Here is a 21,293-nt window from a genome sequence, read left to right as displayed (position 1 = left end):
GGCACACCAGGCCACCCCCGGCAAGGGGCAGGTGGGGGAGCAAAGCGGGGCACTGTCTGGCTTCCCGCCACGCGCAAACAAGGTGCAAACAAGGTGCAAATAAGGTAAAAGGGCGGTCATGAAAATTCCAAATCGAATCCAACCTCTGGTTGATGACGGCCTGGTCGACGATGTCATCAGCCGGCTGATGAGCGGCAAAGAAGCCGACGTCTATGTGGTGCGCTGCGGCGACGAGATCCGCTGCGCCAAAGTCTATAAGGAAGCCTCCAAACGCAGCTTCAAGCAGGCCGTGGTCTATCAGGAAGGGCGCAAGGTGCGGGGCAGCCGCGATGCCCGCGCCATGGAGAAGGGCTCCAAGTACGGTCGCAAGCAGCACGAAGAGGTGTGGCAGAACACCGAGGTGGATGCCCTGTTCAAGCTGGCCGCCGCCGGAGTGCGGGTGCCCACCCCCTATGTCTGCCTGGACGGCGTGCTCCTGATGGAGCTCATCACCGATGCCGACGGCAACGTGGCGCCCCGCCTCAACGACGTGGCGCTCTCGCCCGAGCAGGCCCTCATCGATCACGGCAAGGTGATCCGCTACGTGGTGCGCATGCTCTGCGCCGGCCTCATCCACGGGGATCTCTCCGAGTTCAACGTGCTGGTGGACGAGCAGGGCCCCGTCATCATCGACCTGCCCCAGGTGGTGAATGCCGCCGCCAACAACCAGGCCAGGGCCATGCTGGAGCGGGACGTCAACAACATGCGCAACTACTACGGCATCTATGCCCCCGAGCTGCTCAAGACCCGTTATGCCAGGGAGATGTGGGCCCTGTTCGAAGATGGCAAGCTCGGCCCGGAAACCGAGCTGACCGGCCTGTTCGAGGAGAGTGCCGAGGCCATCGATCTGGACGGGGTGCTGCACGAGATCGAGAGTGCCCAGGAAGAGGCCATGGCCCGTCGCGCCAGGCTGAAGGCCGAGCAGGAAGAAGAGTTCTGACGAGAGCCCGGATCCCGTCAATGAAAAAGAGCGCCCAGGCGCTCTTTTTCATGGGGGCGGCACCGCCTCAGCGCCCCGTCAGGGGCGGGGCCTTGAGGCGGGGGCCGGGGTAGCCCTTGACCTCGCCGAAGCGGGGATGACCGCTCTCCCAATCCGCGGCGGCGGTGCGAATGGCCTCTGGGCTGAAGCTCACGAAGTTCCACCAGATCTGCAGCGGCTTGGCCAGGGGCTCGCCGCCGATGAGCAGCAGGCGAGTACCAGGACTTAGTGTCACCGCCAGCTCCCGGGTGCCAGGCGGCAGATAGAGGAGCTGCTCGGGGGCGAGTGCTTCCCCTGCTATGGTCGCCTCTCCCTGCAAGGGGAAGAGCCCGTGCTCGAAGGCCGGGTCCAGCGGCAGCACCATGTGCCCGCTTTGGATCGAGTGCAAGTCCAGCCCGAGGATAGGGGAGAAGTGCAGGGTGGGGGCCCGGCGCCCGGCATGGTCGCCGATGAGCAGGGTCAGGGTGGTCTCGCCCTCCTGCCAGCGCGGCAGTTCAGGGTAGTGATCAAAGCGCGGCCGGGTGTCCTGATCGTGCTCGGGCAGTGCAATCCAGAGCTGGGCGGCGTGCAAGTCGGGGTGGCCCGCCAGGGACTCCTCGGTGTGGGCTATGCCCCGTCCTGCCGTCATCAGGTTGACCTGGCCCGGGCGGATCACCTGCTCGCTGCCGAGACTGTCCCGGTGGAGGATTTCCCCTTCCAGCATCCAGGTGAAGGTCTGCAGGGCGATATGGGGATGGGGCCCCACGTCCAGCCCGGGGGCGCCGGGGGCGAAGCGGGTCGGCCCTATGTGATCGAGAAAGCACCAGGGCCCTATGGTGCGCCGCTCCTTGACCGGGAGGGCGCGGGCCACCGGGATCCCGCCCACGTCGGTGAGGCGGGAGGAAATGCGTTGCCACTGTTGCGTCATGTCGTGCTCCTTGCAATGGGTTGATGGCGTACGGGCTTTCGCCCTAACGGCGGCGGATCGCCGGGAAGCTTCTCATGGGGGTGAAGCCGGGTCTTATCGCCGGTCTGACGGTGGGGGGACGCACCGGCGTGGTCATGGTGCGGGGGAGGTGGGGTCTGGCATCCACCCTGGGCTGAGTGGTGGGTGTCAGCAAACCGCTGTCGGCCTTGGGCAGCGCCCCGGGGGCCAGCAGGCCGTTCTCGGCCCTGGGGAGAGTGCCGCCTCTGTCGTCCAGCACCGAGCGCGGGCCCTTGTCCGGGTTGCTGATGCTGGGTCGGTTCTGCCGGTTGTCACGCAGCGCCTGTTGCTGCTCCGGCGTCATGGCATTCCAGCGGGTCGCCAGATCCCCTCGCAGGGCGGCCACGTCTGGCTGGCCAGGGTTCTCCTGCCAATCCTGATACTTCTCCTTGATCTCTTGCTGGCGCTCCGGATCGAGCCCGCTCCACCACTTCTTGATCAGCTCGTCGAACTCCCCCTGGTTGTCGCAGCACCAGGGGTAGTAGTCATCCCAATAGCCGTAATAGTCGTCATACCACCAGTAAGAGGCGCCATAGACGCCACCAGTGCCGGCCCCCGCATCGCCCCCTGACGAGGAGGTGTTACTGCAGCCTGCAAGGCCCAGGGCCAGCAGGGGAATGAGGAGGGTGATGCGCATGATGCTCCCGGTGCCATGAAAGGACGCAATGGACGGATGATAACCTGACTATGCACCAATCCGGCCCCAGATGGCAGACTCGACCCCCATCAGGCGCCGGGCCGCAACGGACACGCCGCCACGACCGACATCGCGATGTGGCTCTGGAGCGCCCAGGAGCCGGATAGAGCGACTATCCCGCCTCGGCACACTCGACCAGATGACGGCGCCAGGCGGCATTCGAAAGGGGTCGGCTCTGGTTGGTGCGGCATCTTGAGGGAGGTGCCGGCCATCTAATCGGCTGCCACGCTCGGCAATGCCATGACGCAGGCCTCTCGGCCCAGATGGGTCAGCAGACGGCGCACATCGTCGAGCCGGATGATCAGGGTGGCGGTATTGACCAGCGGGTGGCACTGCACCTGCTCGGCCTGCCAGATACGCTCGTCCACCACCAGCTCCACGGCATGTTCGCTATCGCACACCATGGCGAGCAGGGTGACCGAACCCGGGGTGAGGCCGAGCACTGCCTCGAGCCGCTCGGGGGAGCCAAAGCTCAGCCGCTTGACCCCGAGCCGTGCCGCCAGCGCCTTGAGGTCGACCCGGCTCTCCTCCGGACTCACCACCAGAAACAGCCGCTCGCTTTTCGGATCGCGCAAAAAGAGGTTCTTGGTCTTGGCGGCGGGCAGGTCGGGCAGCAACCTGCTCGCCTCCTCGCAGGTGAAAACGGGGGGATGATCGATACGCTGGTAGGGGATGGCGAGCCGATCCAGCAGGGAATAGATTGCCACAGTGACTCCTTTCGTCTTTCGTCGGCGACGCGCGGTAATAAGAAGCGCGGTAATAAAAGGGTTGATGGGGATGACGACGGGATCGAGCTTACCAGTTTGACTCCCGCCCCGCAGCCTGGCGTGACGATTGCGAGCAGGCACTGTATGAACGTACAATAGTCCCATCCCAAGGCCGACCCCCTATTCTTCATGACTGCGACCCAGCCCCCCGTTCCCGCCACCCCGCCCCTCGACGGCTTTATCCTGACCCGCCACGGTCGGGACGTGCAGGGCCGCAACGGGCAGGCTGCCACGACCGAAATCGTGATGTGGCTCTGGAGCGCCCAGGGGCCGGTGCGGCTGGTGGTGCCGGGGCAGGAGCCGGTCTTCTTCCTGCCACAGAGCCACATGGCCGAAGCCGCCGAGTTATTCAAGGGCGCCGGGGTGAGGGGACGGTTTCGCCGCCTGCCCATGCACACCTTCGATGGCCGCCCCGTGGTGGGCTGCTATTTTGCCACCCTGAGCGCCTTTCACCGGGCCATCGAGCTGCTGCTCATTCGCGGGCTGGAGCACTTCGAGGCGGATATCCGGCTGCCGGAGCGCTTCCTGATGGAGCGCTTCATCACCGCCGGGGTGCGCTTCGATGGCCGGGCGGTGAAGAAGGGGGGCAGGCAGGGCTACTGGGAGGTGAACGAGGCACGTTGCGCCCCCCAGGCGGTGACGCCGACCCTCTCCTGGGTATCCCTCGACGTGGAGTGCGCCATGGACGGGGCCCTCTTCTCGGTTGGTCTTTACAGCGAGCAGGATGCGCGGGTCATCATGATAGGCACCCCGGAGGCGGATGCCGACAGCTGGGGTACCCGGGTCGAGTGGGTGGCGGACGAGAACGCCCTGCTCGGCGCGCTGGAGATCTGGTTCCAACGGCACGACCCGGATCTGGTGATCGGCTGGAATGTGGTGAACTTCGACTTTCGCCTGCTGCTGCGCCGCGCCGAGCTGGGCAAGCGCCGTCTGCGGCTGGGGCGAGGGCGCGAGCTCTGCTTCTGGCGCTCGTCGCGGGGGGATCCCCAGACCGGCAACGTCATCATCCCGGGGCGCATGGTGCTCGATGGCATCGACACCCTCAAGAGCGCCACCTGGCAGTTTGCCAGCTACAGCCTGGATGCGGTGGCGAGCGAGTTGCTCGGGCGCGGCAAGGACATCGAGGACGTGGCAAACCGGGGGGAGAAGATCACCGAGCTGTTCCACTCCGACAAGGAGGCGCTGGCCCGCTACAACCTGGAAGATTGCAAGCTGGTGTGGGAGATCTTCGACTACTGCCACCTCATCCCCTTCGCCATAGAGCGGGCCTCCCTCACCGGGCTGGAACTCGACAGGGTGGGGGGATCTGTGGCGGCCTTTACCAACCTCTACCTGCCGCGGCTGCATCGCGGCGGCTACGTGGCCCCCAATCTGCCTGCCGATGGCGGGCTGGCGAGCCCGGGTGGCTATGTGATGGACTCCAAGCCCGGCCTCTATCGCCACGTGCTGGTGCTCGACTTCAAGAGCCTGTACCCCAGCATCATCCGTACCTTCTGCATCGATCCCATGGGACTGGTGGAGGGGTTGCAGCACCCCGAACAGGCCATTCCCGGCTTTCGCGGCGCCCTCTTCTCCCGCAGCCGGCACTTCCTGCCGGATCTCATCGCCACCCTGTGGGCGGCGCGGGATAGAGCCAAGGCGGCCAGCAACAAGGCGCTCTCCCAGGCCATCAAGATCATCATGAACTCCTTCTACGGGGTGCTGGGCTCGGGGGGCTGCCGCTTCTACGATCCCAGGCTGGCGTCATCCATCACCCTGCGCGGTCACAGCATCATGCAGCAGACCCGGGAGTGGATAGAGGCCAAGGGGTTCGAGGTGATCTATGGCGACACCGACTCCACCTTCGTTCACCTGAACAGGGAGACCAGCCCGCAGCAGGCCGAACAGACAGGCCGCGAGCTGGCCACCATGATCAACGACAACTGGACGGCGCTGATCAGGCGCGAGTTCGATCTGCCCTGTTATCTCGAGATCGAATACGAGACCCACTACCGCCGCTTCCTGATGCCCACCATCCGCGGGCTGGAGAAGGGGAGCAAGAAGCGCTATGCCGGCCTGGTCGGCGGCGAGGGGCAGGAGGGGAGTGAACAGCTGGTGTTCAAGGGGCTCGAATCGGTACGCACCGACTGGACCATGTTGGCCAAGCAGTTTCAGACCCGCCTCTATGAGCTGGTGTTTCACGATGAAGATCCCAGCGGCTATCTGCGCACCATGGTGGACGAGACCCGGGCCGGCTTGCACGACGATCTGCTCATCTACCGCAAGCGGCTGCGCCAAAAACTTGAGGAGTACCAGAAGAACGTGCCCCCCCACGTGCGGGCGGCGCGCCTGGCGGACGAGGAGAACCTGCGCCGCGGCTTGCCCCAGCGCTATCAGCACAGGGGCACCATCGCCTATCTGATGACCCTGAACGGCCCAGAGCCGCTGGAGTACAGGCGCAGTGCCATCGACTACGAGCACTACATCGACAAGCAGCTCAGGCCCATCGCCGACGCCATCCTCCCCTTCATCGGCGAGTCGTTCGATCGGATCTGCGGCCAGCAGCTGGATCTCTTCTAGCGAGCCAGCCCCCGCAGCCGGGGCTGATCCGGATCAGGATGACCGGGGAGGGGAGGCAACGTCAGAATGAAAAAAGCCCGCTCAAGGAGCGGGCTTTTCCGATTTGGTGCGTCCTAGTGGATTCGAACCACCGACCCCCACCATGTCAAGGTGATGCTCTAACCAGCTGAGCTAAGGACGCAGGGTGCGCAATGCGGCTTTTTCTTTTGCAGGGGAGTGGTGGGTTTAATTGGATTCGAACCAACGACCCCTACCATGTCAAGACGATTCACCTAAGTGTACCAATAACATCAAAATCATAGTAAATCAATATAAAACCCAATAAATCAATAGGATGAGCTCGGGCTTCGGCTCGGGCTATGCGAGTTTATGTGGCCTTTTTATTGGATTCATGAACAATATTGGCACAAGATAGGCACAAATACGATGTTTCCAAAGTGACCACCACCTCGGCTGAGGAGAGCTTCATATGGGGCGTTCTGAGTTTGCACAGTACTGCGAGCGATTGCGGGAGAGAGGGCAGTTCGAGTTAGTACCGTTATCAACATTAATACTGGATCGTGTATGCGAGAAGGTGCTCGCTCGTGGAGCTATTGTCGCGGCGTTAAGGGGGCGGTCTTTACCCTGCACTGCAGAGGATCATGGCATGGCTGTTCTCGATAGCATACAGAGTCCAATTATGGGATACCGTCCAAAAGGGAGTGAAAAGGTTGCTGTGGTCGCCGGCATTTTCACGTATCACCGGCTGCTACAGCAACAAGCAACCAGTAAACCAATAGCAGCGGTGCAGATATTTTTGTTGGATAAAGCACCCAAACCGGATTTGCGTGAATTGCTTCTGCTGCATGAACTCAGTAGGTCTCTGCTGCGGGAATGCTTTACTCACTCCACCGCGACAATTGCAGATTATCTCCACGCCTGGTTTGACTGCAGAGCTGAGTCCAGCCTGTTTGGATCGGATAAGTGGCAGCAACTGTTTCCGCAATTGCGTACTAAGGCCGATCTGTGCGGATGGTTAGAGATCAGTAGCAAAACATTTATCCCGACCAGGCAGGGTGATAAGTGATGTCAGGCTGGGAGCTGTTATCAGACTTGGTCCAGCATTTTAGCCGGTACGCTAGTCAGAACGGTTTTGAACTTGAGGAGTTTGAAATCGAAGAAGTACTGCTCCCTTGGCTGGAAAGGATACAGACTCCTGCCAATATGCGTGGGCTGGGTCGTGTACTACGGGCGTTGAATGATTTTTCACAGGACACCACCGCAAGAATTTGGCTCGAGCGAGTCTTTGAATTGCCTTCTTGGTTTTTACCCGGTTTGGGTTTTCAGATCTCGCTCGCGGATCCCAAGCAAGTTCCGCTCTTTATGGATCATAAAATGGGTAGTGGTTGGTGTGAATTCGCCCCCTTCTATGCTTGGTTATTTCGTCTTGCTCAATACAGTAAAGACACCAAAGCTAGGTCCGTGCAGCTCATTTTCATTGAGCATTACTATAAGACATTGGTTGAACTGACCGATCCCGCATTCAGCACAAACAGCCAAACACGAGAGCAGCAGGTTTGTGCCGCTGGCCGTTTGGTTTTTGATGCTAGGAACCAAGATTTTCAAGGATTAGTGGCACATTTAACCTTGGATGATCTCTCGTGTATCAAGAGGCTTGCGTTGCGGATAGAAAGTTACTGCAAAGATGAAAACAATAAAATTGAACAAAAAAACAGCAATTATATGCGAAGTCTGGTGCATTTTTTTCTTGGTGACTGGGGGGGAGGTCGAAGGGGTAACCGGATCCATCGCTATAACAAAATGATAGCCAGACGTTTCAATCGTACTCAGAAGTCCGTTGTTCAAGGATGTGACGGCGCTTTGCAAGAACTGCTGCCGAGTCTGCTAGACGTGCTGGATCCAGAGGGTGTTGAGACGGATGATTTTTTTCCGCTGCAGACATTTATAGAAGTCGAAGGTCAGTTTACTGAAGAGCGGGATACAAAGGAGATCCCAGATATTGAGAGGGTGTTTGACCGGGCGCTGAATCGGAAGAAAAATATCGATGTCACCAATAAAGTGCGTCGAGGGCAGAATGTCTGTCTGCAAAATACAGAGCTGCTTAAAGCTGGTGACCTGGCACGTTTCATCCGATTTCTACAGAGTAGCCAGCATGCCACCACGTTAGCATTTTGGGCCATGTTGCTGTTGGGTAAACCCCTTGGGGAGTTGGCTCAACTGTATGTATTTGATGATTTGCATGATGTGACATCTGGTCTCTACCTGGATCCAGAAGGAAATGGTTGGTGGAGCTTCCCTGTTTCCTATTCCGCAAAACGCGGGCTAGATGATCAAAGGCGTGGTCTGATAGTCACAGCTGATCATGTGTTCACTGCCTGTCCACGATTCTTCATCTCGTTGCTGTCTGGGCACTACAATGGGGGGCTTGCCCCCTTATTGCCGGATACCTTGACAGCCGAACTGCTGGCAAAGCGTTTAAAGAAATATTCTGATCATCTGCAACGTGGAAGCAGGATCAGCCTCGATAAAATTTCTTCCTTCTTAGACCGCTTTTGTTTCGCTATGGGCACGGTCGACCCGGTTGTGCTCGACTTCAGCTATCAGCTTGCGCTGAGTCGCACTCGTGTATCTAGGAGTTATGCCTGTCTCGAGGATGAGCAGCGAGTTGGAACGCTGCACAGGTTATGGCTGGAGATCTCTCAATACATACGGGCAGCAGATCCGACAATTGATTGTCCAACTCTCTTTGAGGTGCGGTATTGGCATGAGCCAATGGTGGTTGGATCAACATTTACTCCCTCCCAGGACACATGTAGAGCATTGGTTCGGCATCTTCTTGGATGGGTGGATCAGTCTCAGCCGTTCTTGACGTTTCCGCTTGAGGACATCATCCGTTATCACAATGCATATGTGGCCTATACAACATATTTGTTGATGTTTTCGACTGGCTATCGGGCTGTATATAACCCGCTGCCATCCTTGTCGTTGCATTTACAGGCGTATCGTTTGTTAGGGATCAGTGACAAGGACGACAGCGACTTTACTCATGCCCGTTTGGTCTGCATGCCGGAATTGTTGGAAAAACAACTGTGCTTCTATGCTGCCCACCTAGCCGCACTTGCCGAGCTACTGCGTTGCATCGAGCCGGCCTTAGCTAACACTATTGACCAGCTACTCAAGGCGGATGAGGTGTTATTGGCGTTAGGGCTTTCTGACTCCTCTGTGTGGTATCAGTCTGTTCGCAACTCTCGGCGTGAACTGGGGCCCTTATTTCATTTCAAGCAGGTCAATCGACAATGGCATGCGGTGAATCTATTTCCCAAAGCGCTGACGAGCTTTCTTCCTGAGGAACTGAGGCTGCCTTCTAATGCGGGTCGCCATTGGATGAAGAGCCAGTTGATCAAGCGGCAGGTGGAGCCAGAGTTGATCGATTGGCAGATGGGGCATTGGATGACCGGGCAGACACCTTTGGGATACTACTCGGCATTAAGTCATGTAGAGGCCAGCCGTTATCTGGCTCCTATTTTGGATGAGATGTTATCGGAGGTCGGATGGCAAGCCATACCATCGTCGATTTCCTGACGGATCTGTATGAGAGTGAACAGCGTGATGAGTTATGCTTTCTTATTGCGCAACAACTGGATAAGTCGCCACTTGCAGAACGGGTAACAGAAGAATTTAGCTATGTCCTAAAGAGCTTGTTCAAGACGATACAGTTCAATCAATCGACAACTCATTTTGAGCCTGGTTTTTTAAAACGCGTAGTGGCTAAGTTCAGAACGGATCCAGAGGTCCAAACGCTTGAGCTGCAGATCCTCGATGCTATTTTGGTGCATGGGCAAAAGATGTGTGGTTTCACATCGGCAAAGGTCCCTGCGATCATCCGGATCCGTCGTGATAAGCCTATCTTACGACCTGACACCCTGCTTCTGGGAAATGCTGCCGCCAAATTATGTGACATCTTGCAGAGAGAAGTGAATCGGCCTAGCTCGCTTCCCTCAAATGACCATCTCCGTGGCAGATTGCTGCTTTATCTCTTTTTCCTTGCCAGAGTCGAGACCTTGGAGCAGGCAATACACGTTCTGGCTGCTGCTCCCCCATTGCTCTACGCCGAAGGGCTGGTTTATCTTGAGTTTGAGTACAAGGGGCAGCTGTGTCGCTATGTTCTTCCTGATCCTGCGGCTCTTCTCTGGATGCAATGGCTACGCGCTCAGCCTAGGGGGGCGGTATCGGGTGCCAGGCCCGCAATCTTCTACGTCAACCTTTATCTATCGGGACTGTCTGATTGGCGCCATGACGCCATCGGTGTATCTAAACTGCGTTTACTTCGTAAGATCGACTATACGCTTCGCTATAGCCCTATTGCCTACGGGCTCTACACAGGATATCTGCCAAGCCAACTGCTCAACCCGGAAACCTTTGTTCGGCTAGTTACGGACAGGTGTGTGCCCAGTGGTGGCGTTATAGAGTCAGTCAACCAAGATCTTCTGACAGTCCGAGAGAAACGAGCCTGGAAATGCCGACTGCACCAAGAGCGCTACAGTACAGTGACAGCGCAATTGAGCGAGCTGAAGCGGATAATGAGTGTGCTTCGTCCGCCTCCCGGCAAGTCTGCTAATGCTCCGTTGGCAATTAGTCGCAGTTCGCTGGTAAATGGCTTTACCGATTGGTTGGAGCAACACGCTACGAGTGATGCCCCTTACCTTTGGTTTTTAGTTGCGTGGGCTCGTTCTCTATTTAAGCATGGCGGGCGGGTAAAGCGGTCACTCAAACCTGGGACCATTGTCGATTATGTATCCACCATCGGTGCGGCATTTCTGGGGAATTTTAACGGCTATCGCTTAAGTGAACTCGATGGGGTTGACTGGGTGGAGCTACTCAATCGAACCAGTGACGAGGTGAAGTCGCCATCCAGAAAAGGGTTTGTGCTCTATTTCGCCACCTTTTTACGAGACGCCGAGTTGGTTCCTGAGCTTCCTGTCGCCGAGTTGGATATTGCGGTCAGTCACGGTGAGGTAGATGCCAACCTCATGTCTGTATCGCATGCTGAGGCCATCCTGGGATGGTTGAATGAGCAGCAGGATCTTGTCGCTCGGGATGCTCATCTTCTGTTTTGCTTGTGTTTTTTTAGCGGCTTACGACGTAGTGAGGCGGCGTTCCTACAACTGGCTGATCTTGATTTCCTAGCGATGGAGCCTTCTCACAATACCTATGACTACATTGACCTTCACATTCGTCGTAATCAAAAACGGGGTCTAAAGTCTACGGCAGCAAACCGGGTGCTTCCTCTAGATGCGTTGTGGCCAGCGCCCCATCTATCTAAACTCCGGGCTCGGGTTCAATATCTGCGGGCGAGGGGGGATTCCCCTACTGCGCCAGTGTTTGAGTCACTCGATAGAACAGAACAGGCCTATCGGCTCATTACAGATTTGATGCACCAGTACACAGGTGATCGAACACTCAGGGTGCATCATTTACGGCACAGCTTTGCGAATTGGACATGGTTTCGACTCAACAGCGACCTTTTACAGGTCGGTAGACGTCAACTGGGGATGTTTCAGGGGGAGTTTTTCTCAGACGCTGCGCTGCAGCACCTCTACCGGCGGTTAGGGTTCCGGGGATATAGCCGAAAGGGGCAGTATGTGCTTTGTCATCTACTGGGGCACGAGGAGCCGACGACAACGATAGGTAGCTATCTTCATCTGAAGGATATTGCTGGCTATCTTGCTTTGGGGGCTCGAGAGTTATCCCCTAAAAAATTGCTGAACCATACATTGGGCCGCAGTAGTCTTGTCGTCCGAAAGGACGTGGGGGAAAACCTCGCGGAGCGACTCACATATGAAAACCGAGAAATAGAGCGGCTGGTTGCACCTGTGAGTCCGCCTGTTCTCGCGAATTCCAGCCTAGCGTCCGTTAAAACACTTCAACACTGTTTTGAGGTTTCCAGTTGTTGCCGGCAGCTACAGGTTTTGGACTGGGCTGCCATCTTGATGGCTTGTCAGGTGAGCTCAGCAGAACAGGTTGCCTATCAAGAGGGGGTCTCGCCTGCGATGGTAAGGGCGTTGCTTGATCATGCAGCCATAGTGCAGAAGCATTGTCCACGGCAGGGCAAACGTCTCCCCCTTATCCCTGCGTTATCGCCTTGGATCCATCGGTTGGTAGAGCGTGAGAGGCGCCAGGGTGAACAGAGGCAAGCTCCCCAAGCGATTGAAGAGCAACAGCTAAGCAAGGTGAAGCGGGATTCCTACTCCTTACAGATCCTGAACTTTTTATTCAGACAGCTGCAAACAGGTTTGGATGACGGGTCATTGACTTGGCCGATGATCCAGGATGGTTGTCAGATCTTGAGGTATCTGGTCCCCGGAAAGGGGTATTTGATCCGTAGTCCAAGTAGTAGGCGTGTCATACAGTTTTTGACCCTATGTAGAGCTCTGGGTTTTAAGGCGCGTCATATTCAGTTGACGCTTCAGTTACCCGGTGCAGATGTCATGCAAAAAACGGATATCTTGGGGCAATGGAATGGCTTGCTACAATGCGCTGGTCTTGCTGGTGTGCCGATAGAGGAGGGAAAGCAGCAAGACTGGCCATATTTGCCCAAGCATGATGGTTTAGGGGTCATGGAAGTGCGTCTGCTCAATAGTAAGCTGGGGGGGCGGGGACGCAGACAACGGGCATTTTTGTCGATGATGCAGCTCATGCTCATTCTGTCTGCAACCTTGAAGCCTCTGTAATCACTGGCCTGCAAGAATCAGTACTGCCCCGGGGAGCTGGCGGATCATGTCGGGAGTCTCCTGAGCATGCGGTTCCCATGCTTGATGAAACGAAAATGTGCCGGTTTATCCTCAAACAGCATGTGCGAACGGGCCGATTGGCATGAGTTGTGGTCAGCATTCCTCAATATGCCCTCAATGGCATATTGTTCGCTCCGATGCTTGGAATATGGAGCCAACATGCTTGATAGCATACGGTGACAATCCCAATCCTCACGCGCCAATTCCTCCATGGGGGCGGCAAGCAACGCAAAATTCAAGCATTCGTGTGCACCTGTTTGGTAGCTATGGATCCCAGCTTCTGTTTGGCTATAGATCTTGCCCAGGTCATGGAACAAGCCAGCAACAAGTGCCAGCTGACACTCCTTGGTCGGATGATGCAAGCGCAATGCATTGCTATATGCCAATTCAGCCACCTCGAGACTGTGGACCAACAGACCGTGAGGGAAGGCATGATGATCCTGGTAACTGGCCGGCATGGTAATGAAGGCGTTAAATTGCTCGGGGTGTGTCGACCAGTAGGAGACAAACCGATGCAGGCAAGGATCGGTGATAAAACCCAGTAACCCAACGAATCGGGTCAGTAGCGGCAAGCGGCCTTTGTTGAGTCGGCTGATAGCGTTGTAATACAGTTCATAGCTGATCATGGCAGGAACAGCTACCAGCGCATCAATAATGATGAGCCCTTGTTGGTTGGTCTCATAGCTGATTTCGACAAGCCCACTCTCGTAGGGATATCTAGATGCGGTATCGGCCGTCACAAGGGCCTGTATGGGCTCGTTGCCGTAAAGTAGCTCGCAGACCGTGATGGGCAAGTGCCCGCTGCGTTCTATCCTGGTTAGCCAGCAGAGTTGTTTCATCGTCATTCTCCAATGCTCATGTTGATGCAATCAGCGAGTTGAAGGCGCTGCCGTCCTGTCGTGTCGCATTAGGTATAAAACGGCTGTAGACCTCAAACAGCATCTTGGTGGTGCTGTGCCCGAGTTGTTGGGCTATCCACTCGGGGCTTTCCCCTGCGGCCAGCCAGAGCGTTGCCGTGGTGTGGCGGGTTTGGTAGGGCCGTCGACGGCTCAATCCCAGTATGAGGAGGGTGGGGTACCAGATCCGTTTGGTGACATTGCGATGATCCAGCGGGTTGCCGGCGTCATTGCAAAAGACATAGTCACAGTGGCGTGTTGCCTCATGCTGTTTGCGTAATGCCTGATAGACAGGCTCCGACATCTGAATAGCTCGATATGAAGACTGAGTTTTCGGCGTTTCAACTTTTCCGTTGACCAATGCCTGCTCGATCAGGATCTGCCGTTTGCCGAAGTCTACATAGCGCCAGAGCAGACCATCTATCTCGGCAGTACGCATACCGGTGAAAAAACGAACCGTATAGTAAGGTTCGTAATCTGCTCGTACCCCAGCAAGAAAAGTACGCACCTCGGCCAGGGAAAATGGCTCGATTGATCCTCTGCTGATCTTCAGTGGGCGGATGTTCTGGAATGGATTCTCGAAGTCACAACGCATCGCCGCCTCACTAAACACGCAGCGCAAGGGCGTCATGATGTGATTAATACGGTCATTGGTTATGCTGCGTTTGCTGGCTGTGTAACCTTTGCCGAGCCGCCCGCGAAAATTCAGTATGTCAGCCCTTGTAATAGTATCGATGGGCTGAGAGCCGAATGCTGGCAGCAGGTAGCGCTCAAAAATCGAGTTGATGTTGAGACAATGACTTGTTTTCCAGAAGGCCTCATTTTCTGATAGCCACTGCCGACTGAAAGAGGCAAAGCTTGGCATATTGCTGATGAGCCTTGGTGCGTCAGGTGCATGGGTGATCACGTCTTGTGTTGCTTGGTCTAGTTGCTCGAATTCTGCACATCGCTTGCTACTGGGAAAGTAGTCACGATAGACGAAGCGTCCTAGACGGATGGCGCTTTCTATCTCCTCCATGACTTTTTCTAGTCGGCTGCGGTTAAGCTTGGTGTCCTTCAGCATGGTTTGCTCACGACAGCGCACCTGCTGATAGTGGAAATCGAAAAAGAGTTTGCCGTCACGGCTTCGGATGCTACCCACGGCATATACCTCCGTTGGCCATCGGGATCACCGACAGCTGACGGTTACTCGGCTTGTACATCTCCTGCTCGATCGCTTCCCAGATGTAGAAGACTTTCCGTCCCCCAAACGGCCGGATGTAGTGGGTCCCCTCCAAGAACACCGTGTTTTTGAGTCCATGATTGATGTAAGCTGCGCTAAACTTGATCCGTTCGGCAAGTTCGTCAGCAGTAAGTAAGGTTTTGTTCATAGAGCACCTCATCGTTCCCATGTGGATGTAATGTTCTTTGAGGGAACTTTAGGGTGGTTTTACTGTTCTGTCAAAGAACATTTGCTGTTATTTTTGAAATATATTTCTTTAGGGGTTTTATGATCCGATTTCGGCTAAAGGAACTGATCGCGGAGAAGGAGTTTCGGGAGCAACGCAAGATCACGCTCATCGAGGTCGCAGAGAAAACCGGCGTCAACAGAACATCACTGTCAAAAATGCAGAATCCGGCCAACCGTCACTCCACCACCACTGCCGCAGTCGATGCCTTGTGTAACTACTTTGGCTGTTCGGTGGGGGAGTTGATGGTTCATGTACCGGAGCCGCAAGATCCTGCTTAATGTGACCTAAGGGCAATATGGCTAAGAATGAGCAGCAAAAGGAAATGTATCCATGGCGTGACGTGGATAAGGCGCGCAATCATCCTAGGCGAAGGATCAAGATGAGCTTGGACAGTGCCCAGTTGATGGGCGGAAAAGGTCTCTGTTGCCCCTGTTGTGGTTGTTCTTGCGAAAAATTGACCTGGTTCGAATTTTCAAGTCCTCCGTGGACTTGGGAAAACCACTGTGGTGTTAAGGGTATCATGTCAGTCTGTGATCACTGCCATGTCCAGGTCGAATTCATTACACAGTTGGTAAGTTGAACTAGCCAACGACGTGAGTGCCTCAGCCCAATCGTCATCTTGTGCTTATGCCGTTAACTTGAACTCACTCCTTGCATTGATCAGGGACTAGCGATGGGCCTGCACTAGGCGTAGCGCGGGATTTCATCTCGGATGGCGGATTACATTACGGCGTTTTGATGTCAGCTAGCCTTCTCTTCATTCATGATTGCCTTGCTGGTGATCGCTAAGTAAAAACCACCGTTTTACTGCTTCGTTATCTTCGTCATGCTCTTCCATGTTGTTGGATGGCAGCAATGCATTTAACTGGTCGGTTGCATCGGATAAATGGCGCAGTGCTGCGATAGTTTGCTGAGATCGAGGACTTCGATCTTGTTGAGATCTTGTTCCTTGTGGGTGTTTTTCATGTTCTATACCCTCTCGATATCAAGTTGTTACCGGCGTGCGTGGGAATAGCTAAGCAGAGAAAATCCGTAACTCGGTACGGTGTTATGAATTTTTCTCCCCACATTGTGCTTGCAGCGACCATAGGAGTGGCATTGATTTTGTCGGTTGGCAGGTAGCGAGCAATGATGCCTGTCTGACACGGCACTAACTCAGACCATCCTTTGATGTTCAGATAGCGCAAGGCCCCGAAAACGGGGCCTTGCTGGGGTCTCACCCAATACAGCTACCAGAGCCGCTGCAGGGTCCTTCCACCAACCATAGCGCTCTGGCGCAGTTGGCTTCTCGCCCACTGATACTCTACAGGGTCTCGTATCTGATGGCGATAGGTGATCCATGCAACGCCTGCTTAATAGGGTAAGGCAAGCCAAGCCATATCATGGAGCCCGGGCGGCATGCCAAACTGCAGACAGGTAAAAAGAAACAGTAAACCGACAAGGAGGCGATGATGCGATCTGATATCGAGATGAGAATGGATATTTCAATTCGCCAATCTGTTGTTCGTAGCGGTCTCTTTGTCGAGGCACGGGAAACGCCGTGTGAAACGGATGAGCTACGCAAGGCTGAGGAAACAGGAAAAATCTTTTCTATTCTGCCATATGAAGTTGTTCTTTATCCTAAATTTGCCTCATGTACAGAACCTTAAGCGGCAAGCGAATTAATAATACCGTCTAACGTGTTGTTTTGCTTGGATTTTCTCTGCCTACTCTTTTTGCCGTTTTTGGATAAATACACCATTGCCCACTCCAACTTCTCTGTTATTTCCTGCCACGCACCATGGATGATGCTCGCCAATATCGGCATTAACCAAAGCGCGCTGTTTTTGGCAATCTTCAGCATCGATAACTCCGCGCTGCCAATCAGCGTCAGCGCCAGCCGACGTTTGACCAGCAAGGCCAGCAAACTAGCCCAGATCAAGCCTTCCGCTATCGCTTTTTGTCGTGTCGCGAACGCCTTCAACCGGTTACCTGATTACCCATGACCCTCAGCCAGCTTCAAGAGCCGATATGGCATCGGAGGGCTTGCCACGACTGCATGCCCCAATTCAACCAACATGCTCTTGAGGTCAAAACGATGATTAAACCGGAAGCAGTATTCCGCAAGATGCCTTGGTAAATGCTTCGCTCCGAGCGTATGGCAACTGCCCCGCAGCGAGTTTTTCACATTTCCTATCATCGTGTTTACCCAGTTGAATGCCGGATGATCCAGCCAGTCCAGGTTGCCCCCGGTGACAACACCCAGGTGCTCACAATTGGCCTCCTTGACCGCTTTGAAACAGGCCAATCCATCGGATATCACCGCGCTACCACTGGCAATATGCCGTTTTGCCCAATCAGCAACGGACTTGGTTTTGAAACCATCGACCACCGTCATCCGCATCTTGATTGGATGTCCTTCCTTGTTCAGGGCCACTGCTGCCACAAACGGCGTCTTGCCTGCCGCGCCCCGACCCCGTTTGCCACCACGGCGCTCGCCACCCCAGTAGACATCATCGAGCTGAATGATGCCGCTGATGGGCTGCTTGTCATCGGACTCTTTCATGGCTTGCAGCAGCTTGTGCTTGAGCATCCAGGCGGTGTCATATTTGACGCCCAACTGGCGCTTTAGCTCCATCGCTGACAAGCCTGTTTTGGTTTGTGACAACAGGTGCATTGCCAGAAACCACTTGGTCAGTGGGAGCTTGGTGTTTGCGAAAATCGTGTTTCCAGTCAATGACATCTGGTGACGGCAGTGATTGCATTGCCACACACGTGGCCGCCTTCTCAGGCGACAACAGGTCTTGTTGGCACATTCAGGGCAGACAAAGCCGTTAGGAAAACGCCAAGTGAACAGCGCGTTTTCGCACTGAGCCTCAGTGCCATAGTCCTTGAGAAACTCAAACAGGCTGTAGCCTTTCTGGAATTGGATTTTGCTTTTGGCCATGATCTCGCACCTCGATAACTGTACGTAAGATCAGTATAGTTCGTGGTAACTGACTGCTAATCATGGGTAATCAGGACCGGTTATGTGATTTCAGCTCTTTGAACAACAGTTCGATCTGCCAACGGCAACGATACAATGCCATCACCTTCTCGGCTGGCCATCGCTCACGCGGAAGATTGGTCATCCATATACAGAACCGTTTTTCCTCTGCAAACCAACGTCTTATGAGTCGATATTTATACTTTCCCGAACTCACATCCAGATCCAGAACCTCGGCTCTGCAGCTTCTCCGATCGATATCCTTGAGCTTTTTTCCGAGTAACTTGGGCATTTCCCTGCCGTCCTGTCGGTAAGCTGCCTGTACTTTGGGATTGAGATTTTGACTCCCTCTGACCAGATAGCTTCCTTTGGCTTTGGTCACATCAGCAAAGTACTCGCGGCTGATGTAACCGGCATCCGCCAATAACAGTTTGTTATTTAACGAATTTGCGGCCGGAAGATGCTTGCGCTCCGATTCGGTATCCGCCGTGATACTCATCGATATCGGCGACTGGTCCAGCAAGGACATGGTCATATGACACTCTACCGCAGCGGGGCTGTGCTTATTGAATCGGCCCGGGAAATGTTCTGCCAATTGCGGATGTAACGCGAATGACGACCCGTCCTGCAGCAGTACCTGCTCAAAGCCTGCCAGTCCGTGGGCGTCCGGTAGACACTCCTTGAGGCGTAAGGCGATGGCTCGTTCAACCAGTGCGCGCATGAACAAGGGAAAACCCTGCTTGCGTAACTGGTTGTGAAAGGGTTTATACGCTATTTGGTCAGTATCATGGAGCTGCAACGCATTGAAATGGCGATGCAAACCAGCAATACCATCCACCTTGTCGCAACCAAGCCCTGAGAGCAGAGCCGGGAGTAGTCTCGCAGGCTGGATATCCCGGAGTCGCTGACAAAAACCGGTAAATTTACCGATCCGGTTGAGTTCAGAAGAGCTAAGAAGTTGCTTGAGGTACTGGGTTGCATTGATAATAGTCATGGCTTCGGGCGTGTCGGTTTTTTTTTGCGATTAAATCAGATCACAAACGAAGCCTTTTTTCTATCTATTTCAATTGGTTGTAGCTAAAGATCCTGTACATGACAGGTCACTGCAGCGGCCAAACTGTTGCCACATCTCAGTTCAGGAGGAAACGCAATGACTCAGGAAAGGATCCAGACCCGCTACCCACTCGGCGGCCCCTTCGCCACCCAGGCTGAGCTGGAGCAGGCCATCACCCAGGCCATAACGACCCACAGACAAGATTTCTTCCCTCTGCTGGAACGGCTGGTGGACGTGGGGGACACCCGGGTCAACCTCAGTCAGGAGAACCCGCTGCGGGTGCTCAGCATCGAACTCGCTGACGGCCGTGAAGGAGTGGCCCATATCAACTACGAGTCCAACTTCGCCGAGAGCTGCCTGATTATCAACGAATACGACCAGCACCAGACCAGCCTGGCCTTTCGCCTCGACGGGGATGCACTTATCTTCGACGTCGAACTGCCGATCGCGTGGAATTTCAATAACTGAAGATTCAGCGGTGTAATGCCGCCTGGTTGCTACACCCGGTCAGCCAGCTCCCCTCACCCTAACCCTCTCCCAAAGGGAGAGGGGATCAGCCCGTGCCAACCTCCAGCCGTGGTAGTCACTCCATACTCTGCTGTTATTTCAGGCGCCTGTAATCTTCCCCATATGGCTGTCATCTGAATAGCAATATCCAGCATATAGCCACCATAACCCTCACTCATGTACAGGATCTTTAGCGGCAACCAATTGAAATAGATATAAAAAAGGCTTCGTTTGTGATCTGATTTTATCGCCAAACAAAATCAACACGCGCGAAGCCTATGACTATTATCAACGCTAATTACTATCTGGAGCAACTCTTGGCTCCCGCCGCACTCGAGCGCATTGCTCGGCTCTGCAAGTTTTGTCTGCGTCAGCGTGCCATTACCCCAGCCATGCTCGTACCTGCACTGCTGCGGGCCATGGGAGGCGACCAGGTCAATGACATTGCCGGTTTACACCGCCATTTCAATGCCTTGCAACTGGTAAACACCCATCAGGTTTCTTACAAACCGTTTCACAATCAGCTGCGCAAAGAGAGCTTTGCCCTGTTTATGAAAGCCCTGGTCGAGCGGGCCATCGCCTTGCGTATCGACCATCAACTCAAAGCAGCCTCCCTCGGCGCGTTCAAGCAGGTGTTACTGCACGATGGCACCTCCTTTGCGGTGCATCGGCGCCTTGCTGCTGATTTTCCCGGCCGGTTCAAGACCATCAGTCCGGCAGCTATCGAGTGCCATATGACCATGTCACTGTCGGAGCAGAGCCCGTTGTGCATGAGTGTGTCTGCCGATACCGCAGGGGAACGGCAATTTCTGCCTGAAGCCCACACGCTGACCAACTGCCTGCTGCTGGCTGACGCAGGTTACATTGACAGGGCTTGGTTTGAGCAGGTGAACGACGCTGGCGGATTTTATCTGGTGCGCGGCACGAAAAGCCTGAACCCCAAGATAATCCAAGCCTGGCGCGGTGATGGACGGGAAGTACCCAAGCTGGCGGGACTATCTCTGAGAGAGGCCGGACGGCGACGCTGTCGGGCCGAGGTACTGGATATGGTGGTGAAGTCCGGCCAGGTCGAGTACCGGTTGATCCGGCGCTGGTTTGCTGAGGAAAAGCGGTTCTGTCTGTGGATGACGAACCTACCGCGAGCAGCATGGTCAGCAGAGCAGGTGATGAGCCTGTATCGCTGCCGTTGGCAGGTGGAGTTGTTATTTAAAGAGTGGAAATCGCACAACCGGCTCAAGGGGTTTGTGACGGGCGAGAAAGCGATTGCCGAGGGGTTGGTGTGGACGAGCCTGCTGTCGCTGGTGATGAAGAGACGGGTCGCGCAGAGTGTGATGAGTGGGGCGCTATCGATGCTGAAAGCGTCGAAGAACAGTGCGACGTGGTGGCTACCGCTATTGGAAGCAGTGGCCCATAGGGCGCTGACAGAAATAAGGGAAAGATTGGAATGGGCTGCCGATTATTTGGCCAAGAACGCCTGCCGAACCAAGCAGAGAAAGTCGATACAGAACAGGACCTTGGAAGGCGTTTTAAATGGACTCGCCGCTTAAGGTCCTGTACATGAACCGGCGATTACGTCTGGCGGCAGAGCCGCAGACTGGAAGACGGGAAGTTTCGGCCCTTACGG

General features: G+C 55.2%; 16 protein-coding genes, 1 tRNA gene and 2 pseudogenes. 9 read left to right on the top strand and 10 right to left on the bottom strand.

The features are described from left to right. The first annotated feature begins 118 nt into the window (after nucleotides 1-118). Nucleotides 119-979, top strand: coding sequence for a PA4780 family RIO1-like protein kinase (locus tag HB860_RS07560; RefSeq protein WP_202045499.1), 861 nt, complete (start codon nucleotides 119-121; stop codon nucleotides 977-979). A 67-nt stretch (nucleotides 980-1,046) separates the two neighbouring features. Here the strand turns inward: HB860_RS07560 and HB860_RS07555 are convergent, their stop codons facing one another. The 3 genes from HB860_RS07555 to HB860_RS07545 form a co-directional block, all read right to left on the bottom strand. Then, entirely contained in the window at nucleotides 1,047-1,925 is an 879-nt protein-coding gene (locus HB860_RS07555) for a pirin family protein (protein WP_247626215.1), read from the bottom strand. A gap of 43 nt (nucleotides 1,926-1,968) precedes the next feature. Then, on the bottom strand, nucleotides 1,969-2,619 hold the full coding sequence (locus HB860_RS07550; protein WP_247626214.1) for a hypothetical protein: 651 nt from the start codon (nucleotides 2,617-2,619) through the stop codon (nucleotides 1,969-1,971). 272 nt (nucleotides 2,620-2,891) lie between these two features. Beyond that, complete coding sequence (locus HB860_RS07545) at nucleotides 2,892-3,386, bottom strand: prolyl-tRNA synthetase associated domain-containing protein (protein WP_247626213.1); 495 nt, start codon at nucleotides 3,384-3,386, stop codon at nucleotides 2,892-2,894. Between the two features lie 189 nt (nucleotides 3,387-3,575). On the opposite strand from HB860_RS07545, the gene HB860_RS07540 reads away from it, so the two are divergent. Then, nucleotides 3,576-6,005, top strand: a complete 2,430-nt coding sequence (locus HB860_RS07540; RefSeq protein WP_247626212.1) for a DNA polymerase II — start codon at nucleotides 3,576-3,578, stop codon at nucleotides 6,003-6,005. 104 nt (nucleotides 6,006-6,109) lie between these two features. On the opposite strand, the gene HB860_RS07535 is transcribed toward HB860_RS07540, so the two are convergent. Beyond that, nucleotides 6,110-6,186: transfer RNA gene (locus HB860_RS07535), tRNA-Val, on the bottom strand. A gap of 465 nt (nucleotides 6,187-6,651) precedes the next feature. On the opposite strand from HB860_RS07535, the gene HB860_RS07530 reads away from it, so the two are divergent. The 3 genes from HB860_RS07530 to HB860_RS07520 are packed head-to-tail and all read left to right on the top strand — an operon-like array spanning nucleotide 6,652 to nucleotide 12,736. After that, entirely contained in the window at nucleotides 6,652-7,071 is a 420-nt protein-coding gene (locus tag HB860_RS07530; RefSeq protein WP_053288480.1) for a hypothetical protein, read from the top strand. Further along, complete coding sequence (locus HB860_RS07525) at nucleotides 7,071-9,587, top strand: hypothetical protein (protein ID WP_053288479.1); 2,517 nt, start codon at nucleotides 7,071-7,073, stop codon at nucleotides 9,585-9,587. The genes HB860_RS07530 and HB860_RS07525 overlap by 1 nt, the downstream gene beginning before the upstream one ends. After that, nucleotides 9,557-12,736, top strand: coding sequence for a tyrosine-type recombinase/integrase (locus HB860_RS07520; protein ID WP_053288478.1), 3,180 nt, complete (start codon nucleotides 9,557-9,559; stop codon nucleotides 12,734-12,736). Before HB860_RS07525 ends, HB860_RS07520 begins: the two co-directional genes overlap by 31 nt. 44 nt (nucleotides 12,737-12,780) lie before the next feature. Here the strand turns inward: HB860_RS07520 and HB860_RS07515 are convergent, their stop codons facing one another. The 3 genes from HB860_RS07515 to HB860_RS07505 are packed head-to-tail and all read right to left on the bottom strand — an operon-like array spanning nucleotide 12,781 to nucleotide 15,062. Continuing rightward, a complete protein-coding gene (locus HB860_RS07515; protein ID WP_160317946.1) occupies nucleotides 12,781-13,635 on the bottom strand; it encodes an HDIG domain-containing metalloprotein in 855 nt (284 codons plus the stop codon). A gap of 16 nt (nucleotides 13,636-13,651) precedes the next feature. Then, the gene (locus tag HB860_RS22270; RefSeq protein ID WP_053288476.1) at nucleotides 13,652-14,833 is read right to left on the bottom strand and encodes an Arm DNA-binding domain-containing protein; all 1,182 of its coding nucleotides are present in this window, start codon (nucleotides 14,831-14,833) and stop codon (nucleotides 13,652-13,654) included. Further along, a complete protein-coding gene (locus tag HB860_RS07505; protein WP_053288475.1) occupies nucleotides 14,826-15,062 on the bottom strand; it encodes a hypothetical protein in 237 nt (78 codons plus the stop codon). Before HB860_RS07505 ends, HB860_RS22270 begins: the two co-directional genes overlap by 8 nt. A 53-nt stretch (nucleotides 15,063-15,115) precedes the next feature. Here HB860_RS07505 and HB860_RS07500 point away from each other — a divergent pair, with 53 nt between their 5' ends. Together HB860_RS07500 and HB860_RS07495 are read left to right on the top strand one after the other, a co-directional pair. Then, nucleotides 15,116-15,421, top strand: coding sequence for a helix-turn-helix domain-containing protein (locus HB860_RS07500; RefSeq protein WP_223943999.1), 306 nt, complete (start codon nucleotides 15,116-15,118; stop codon nucleotides 15,419-15,421). A 1,173-nt stretch (nucleotides 15,422-16,594) separates the two neighbouring features. Continuing rightward, nucleotides 16,595-16,792, top strand: coding sequence for a hypothetical protein (locus tag HB860_RS07495; RefSeq protein WP_127904553.1), 198 nt, complete (start codon nucleotides 16,595-16,597; stop codon nucleotides 16,790-16,792). Here the strand turns inward: HB860_RS07495 and HB860_RS07490 are convergent. The 3 genes and pseudogenes from HB860_RS07490 to HB860_RS07480 all read right to left on the bottom strand — a co-directional run. Then, nucleotides 16,789-17,118: pseudogene (locus tag HB860_RS07490) on the bottom strand (IS4 family transposase); the annotation flags it as partial. The gene HB860_RS07495 and the pseudogene HB860_RS07490 sit on opposite strands and share 4 nt — an antisense overlap. Further along, on the bottom strand, nucleotides 17,119-18,069 hold the full coding sequence (locus HB860_RS07485; protein WP_005342491.1) for an IS1595-like element ISKpn3 family transposase: 951 nt from the start codon (nucleotides 18,067-18,069) through the stop codon (nucleotides 17,119-17,121). It lies immediately after the preceding pseudogene. A gap of 76 nt (nucleotides 18,070-18,145) precedes the next feature. Next, nucleotides 18,146-19,102, bottom strand: a pseudogene (locus tag HB860_RS07480) (IS4-like element ISApu2 family transposase); the annotation flags it as partial. Nucleotides 19,103-19,258: 156 nt separating this feature from the next. Here HB860_RS07480 and HB860_RS07475 point away from each other — a divergent pair. After that, nucleotides 19,259-19,630: a hypothetical protein gene (locus tag HB860_RS07475; protein WP_004099020.1), complete on the top strand. Its 372-nt coding sequence runs from the start codon at nucleotides 19,259-19,261 to the stop codon at nucleotides 19,628-19,630. A gap of 317 nt (nucleotides 19,631-19,947) precedes the next feature. Next, a complete protein-coding gene (locus HB860_RS07470; protein WP_011191342.1) occupies nucleotides 19,948-21,216 on the top strand; it encodes an IS4-like element ISApu1 family transposase in 1,269 nt (422 codons plus the stop codon). Nucleotides 21,217-21,293 lie beyond the last annotated feature (77 nt).

This window comes from Aeromonas genomosp. paramedia (assembly GCF_023093515.1).
In the GTDB taxonomy this organism is placed as follows: Bacteria; Pseudomonadota; Gammaproteobacteria; order Enterobacterales; family Aeromonadaceae; genus Aeromonas.
This window is presented reverse-complemented; position numbering and strand designations above follow the sequence as displayed.

Bases quoted from the DNA above. Each gene is read 5' to 3' on its own strand.
- HB860_RS07485 (WP_005342491.1), bottom strand. From the start codon at position 18,069: ATGGCCAAAAGCAAAATCCAATTCCAGAAAGGCTACAGCCTGTTTGAG.
- HB860_RS07470 (WP_011191342.1), top strand. From the start codon at position 19,948: ATGACTATTATCAACGCTAATTACTATCTGGAGCAACTCTTGGCTCCC.
- HB860_RS07475 (WP_004099020.1), top strand. From the start codon at position 19,259: ATGACTCAGGAAAGGATCCAGACCCGCTACCCACTCGGCGGCCCCTTC.
- HB860_RS07550 (WP_247626214.1), bottom strand. From the start codon at position 2,619: ATGCGCATCACCCTCCTCATTCCCCTGCTGGCCCTGGGCCTTGCAGGC.
- HB860_RS07555 (WP_247626215.1), bottom strand. From the start codon at position 1,925: ATGACGCAACAGTGGCAACGCATTTCCTCCCGCCTCACCGACGTGGGC.
- HB860_RS07515 (WP_160317946.1), bottom strand. From the start codon at position 13,635: ATGAAACAACTCTGCTGGCTAACCAGGATAGAACGCAGCGGGCACTTG.
- HB860_RS07560 (WP_202045499.1), top strand. From the start codon at position 119: ATGAAAATTCCAAATCGAATCCAACCTCTGGTTGATGACGGCCTGGTC.
- HB860_RS07495 (WP_127904553.1), top strand. From the start codon at position 16,595: ATGCGATCTGATATCGAGATGAGAATGGATATTTCAATTCGCCAATCT.
- HB860_RS07505 (WP_053288475.1), bottom strand. From the start codon at position 15,062: ATGAACAAAACCTTACTTACTGCTGACGAACTTGCCGAACGGATCAAG.
- HB860_RS07540 (WP_247626212.1), top strand. From the start codon at position 3,576: ATGACTGCGACCCAGCCCCCCGTTCCCGCCACCCCGCCCCTCGACGGC.
- HB860_RS07525 (WP_053288479.1), top strand. From the start codon at position 7,071: ATGTCAGGCTGGGAGCTGTTATCAGACTTGGTCCAGCATTTTAGCCGG.
- HB860_RS07530 (WP_053288480.1), top strand. From the start codon at position 6,652: ATGGCTGTTCTCGATAGCATACAGAGTCCAATTATGGGATACCGTCCA.
- HB860_RS07520 (WP_053288478.1), top strand. From the start codon at position 9,557: ATGGCAAGCCATACCATCGTCGATTTCCTGACGGATCTGTATGAGAGT.